This window comes from Deinococcus sp., from assembly GCF_018260405.1.
GTDB lineage: Bacteria > Deinococcota > Deinococci > Deinococcales > Deinococcaceae > Deinococcus.
The window spans coordinates 1-3,226 of the sequence record NZ_JAGLBG010000160.1 but is presented as its reverse complement, the minus strand read 5'-3'; the positions used below and the strand labels follow the sequence as shown (position 1 = coordinate 3,226).

Here is a 3,226-nt window from a genome sequence, read left to right as displayed (position 1 = left end):
GCTCCAGCGATTGTGCGCCTGATGAAGAGGGCAGCATGGATACTCCGACGATATGGGCCTCAGACAGCCTCTCAGACTGCCCCGCCGCCTAATGAGCCGTTGGTGACTTCGTGGTGTAGAGGAACGCGCTCGCGTAGGCTGGGACGGTCGCCAGTAGCCGGGCCTGCTCCAGCCGAGGCGATAGCGCTGACTGTCCTGAGGGCGTGTCAGAATCTGGCTACCAGGACGCGTGGTGTCACCGAAACGGGGAGCGCCGCAGAATCCTGTCAGACCTCCGGGGTAAATTAGAGGTGCAGCCGGGCGGGACGGTGAAGATCACCGAACTCAGCCTCCCCGTCGCTTAGTAGGAGATAGACCGACATGGACATGAAGAAACTGATGAAGCAGATGCAGCAGGCCCAGGCCGCCGCCACCAAAATCCAGGATGAGCTGGCCGGGCAGTCTGTCGAAGGAACCGCCAGTGGACTGGTTACCGTGATCATGAACGGCCACGGCAAGGTGCAGAGCCTTAAAATCAAGCCGGAAGCCGTGGACGGCGACGATGTCGAGGCCCTTGAAGACCTGTTGCTGGCCGCCCTGAACGACGCGAGCGCCAAGGCCGAGGAGTTGCAGCGCGACGCCACCAAGGGACTGGGCATCCCCGGCTTTTGAGGACTCGACGCCCCCAGCGTCCAGTGGCGCACACAGACAGGCGGCACGGAGATAAAAAGTGAAGTATCCCCCTTCGCTGGTATCGCTGATCCGCGAACTGTCACGGCTGCCGGGCATCGGCCCCAAAAGTGCCCAGCGCCTTGCTTTTCACCTGTTCGAGCAGCCGCGTGAAGACATCGAGCGCCTCGCCTCGGCCCTGCTGGAAGCCAAGCGCGACCTGCACGTTTGCCCAATTTGCTTCAACATTACCGACGCCGACAGGTGCGACGTGTGCGCCGATCCGGGCCGCGACCAGCAGCAGATCGCGGTGGTCGAGGAACCCGGCGACGTGATCGCCATCGAGCGGAGCGGCGAGTACCGGGGGTTATACCACGTTCTGCACGGGGTTCTTAGCCCCATGAATGGCGTCGGGCCGGAAAAGCTGCATATCAAGCCGCTGCTGCCGCGTGTGCAAGACGGTATGGAAGTTATTCTGGCGACAGGCACCACGGTCGAAGGCGACGCCACCGCGCTTTATTTGCAGCGCCTGCTGGAACCGCTGGGGGCCGTGGTCAGCCGCATCGCTTACGGCATTCCGGCGGGCGGCTCGCTGGAATACACCGACGAAATTACGCTGGGACGCGCCCTAACCGGGCGGCAACAGATCAGCAAACCGCGTGCGGCGCCCCCCAAAGACGGTTCGGGCGACGAGTTAGCCGTTCCCAGCTGACCGCGCTCACCTCATCCCTGCTGCGTCAGAATGCAAAACCGACCCCGGCAACCGAGGCTTAAGTAGCCATCCTGCCGGGGTTAGTTTTACGGCCTGATACCAGCTGCCGTCTGTTTCGTTGACCACTCGCCACTATCCTGGGTGGCCCACTCCACGCCTGGAACCCGTTGCTCTTGTGCTCGCCCTGCGCCGCAGCTCTACAAATCCGCTCGGGTTAGGCGGTTTTTGCGAACCTTTCAACCGGAGTCCGTCTAGGCGCTTACGCCGGGGTGCTGCTACTGGCACGCAATAGCTCTGCGGTAATGGCCTGATTAATCTTGCAACGGGCCTCGACATAAGATTCGGACAGGGTAGCCCCCGCCGCCGGAACATGCCCGCCGCCGCCTAGCGCCACAGCGATGTTCTGGGCACTGAGGCCGCCACTCGAACGCAGTGAAACTTTGACCCGGTCGCCGAAGTCTTTGATCATGACGGCCAGTCTGGAACCCTCGGCATTTCGGAGCAGCCCCACGTAAGACTCGACATCTTCCCAGGAAGCCCCAGCCCGCGCCAGCATAACGTCATCGACCCGCGCCAGCACAACCTGACCGTCCCATAAAAATTCCAGGGTGCCCAGCACTTCCTGAAGCAGCAAAAAGTAGGAACGTGGTTTTTGCCGCAGTTGCTCGGTCAGCCAGCCGATGCGTGCGCCGTGGGCCCGCAGCCGCGCCGCGCACTCGAACGTTTCGGGCGTCACGCTTTCAAAGGCAAAGTTACCCGTGTCGGTGTTTAGTCCCAGCATTAGCGGCGTGGCCAGGGCTTCCGTCCAGGGCACTCCGAGGGCGTCGATCACGTCAGCCACGATCATGGTTGCAGCGGGGCGGGAAGGATCGACCACGCCAGCGTCGGCGCGGCGCAGGTTGGTTCCGTGATGATCCACATTGACGACGGTGCCGCTGAAGGTGGTCAGGTCGGCCCCCGCCACCCGCGCCGGATCGTTGTTGTCTACGTCCAGGACAGCCACCAGAGCGTCTGTAGGCCACTCGGACAGCGGCGAGACGATTTCGCCCGGCTCGACCACGAAGCGCAGGTAGTGCGGCACCTCCATCGGGGCAATCACACTTTTGCCGATGGCCCTCAGCGCACGGCTTAGGCCCAGGACGCTTCCCAGAGCGTCTCCGTCCGGATTTTCGTGAGCCAGGACAACAATCGGTCCCTGATGGTTCTGGAGGCAAGCCGCCACGGCAGCAACCTCCTGCGGATAGTGAAGGCTGGAAGAATTCAGGGCGGACATTATTTTCCTACTATAATACGTCCCGAAACGCTGCGCCAGCCAACTACCCCCAGTACACCCGCTGCACCGAACCTGAAGCGGTCTAGAAGGACGACAAGGTTAGAGCATTTTGCAAAAAGATGGTGCTCTTTTGACTATCTTTTTGCCGAGTGGAACGAGAAGCGGAATCGTCGAGCTGCTTGCACAAGCGGAATGCACGTAATACAGACTGCCGATTGAAGCTAAACTAACCAGATTCAATTCGAGCAGATGAGAGTAGGAAAAGATACGGGTTCTGCAGTATGGTGGTACAGGCGGAGCCCTCTTGGGCAAAGCGGACTCGCTTGAGCAAGCCTGCCCGCCTCTTGGCAAACCAGCTTCTTGGTCAGAACGGCACCCAGGACGGGGCCTAACCGCACCAGAATTTAACGGAATCCGTATCAAATACAACAAAAAAAGGAAGACCCACCGGGGGCCTTCCTGCAAGGGTGTTAAACCTTACTCCAGAACCTTGGAAACGACGCCTGCACCGACGGTACGGCCACCTTCACGGATAGCGAAGCGCAGCCCTTCTTCCATGGCGATAGGCTTGATCAGTTCGACGTTGAAGGTCA

Annotated in this window: 4 protein-coding genes; 2 read left to right on the top strand and 2 right to left on the bottom strand. The window is 60.8% G+C overall.

What is annotated here, in order from left to right; translation table 11 throughout:
• The first annotated feature begins 360 nt into the window (after window positions 1-360).
• Both QZ269_RS12520 and recR read left to right on the top strand, forming a co-directional pair.
• The gene (locus tag QZ269_RS12520; RefSeq protein ID WP_291427038.1) at window positions 361-651 is read left to right on the top strand and encodes a YbaB/EbfC family nucleoid-associated protein; all 291 of its coding nucleotides are present in this window, start codon (window positions 361-363) and stop codon (window positions 649-651) included.
• 58 nt (window positions 652-709) lie between these two features.
• Window positions 710-1,360 carry a recombination mediator RecR gene (gene recR / locus QZ269_RS12515; RefSeq protein WP_291427037.1) on the top strand — a complete coding sequence of 217 codons (651 nt, stop codon included), beginning with the start codon at window positions 710-712 and terminating at the stop codon, window positions 1,358-1,360.
• A 259-nt stretch (window positions 1,361-1,619) separates the two neighbouring features.
• On the opposite strand, the gene QZ269_RS12510 is transcribed toward recR, so the two are convergent.
• Window positions 1,620-2,633, bottom strand: a complete 1,014-nt coding sequence (locus tag QZ269_RS12510) for a bifunctional oligoribonuclease/PAP phosphatase NrnA (RefSeq protein ID WP_291427036.1) — start codon at window positions 2,631-2,633, stop codon at window positions 1,620-1,622.
• Window positions 2,634-3,110: 477 nt separating this feature from the next.
• A partial coding sequence (locus QZ269_RS12505; RefSeq protein WP_291427039.1) for a hypothetical protein occupies window positions 3,111-3,226 on the bottom strand: 116 nt, incomplete at its 5' end.

Excerpts from the sequence above, each read along its gene's own strand:
- QZ269_RS12520 (WP_291427038.1), top strand. The coding sequence starts at position 361 with ATGGACATGAAGAAACTGATGAAGCAGATGCAGCAGGCCCAGGCCGCC.
- QZ269_RS12510 (WP_291427036.1), bottom strand. The coding sequence starts at position 2,633 with ATGTCCGCCCTGAATTCTTCCAGCCTTCACTATCCGCAGGAGGTTGCT.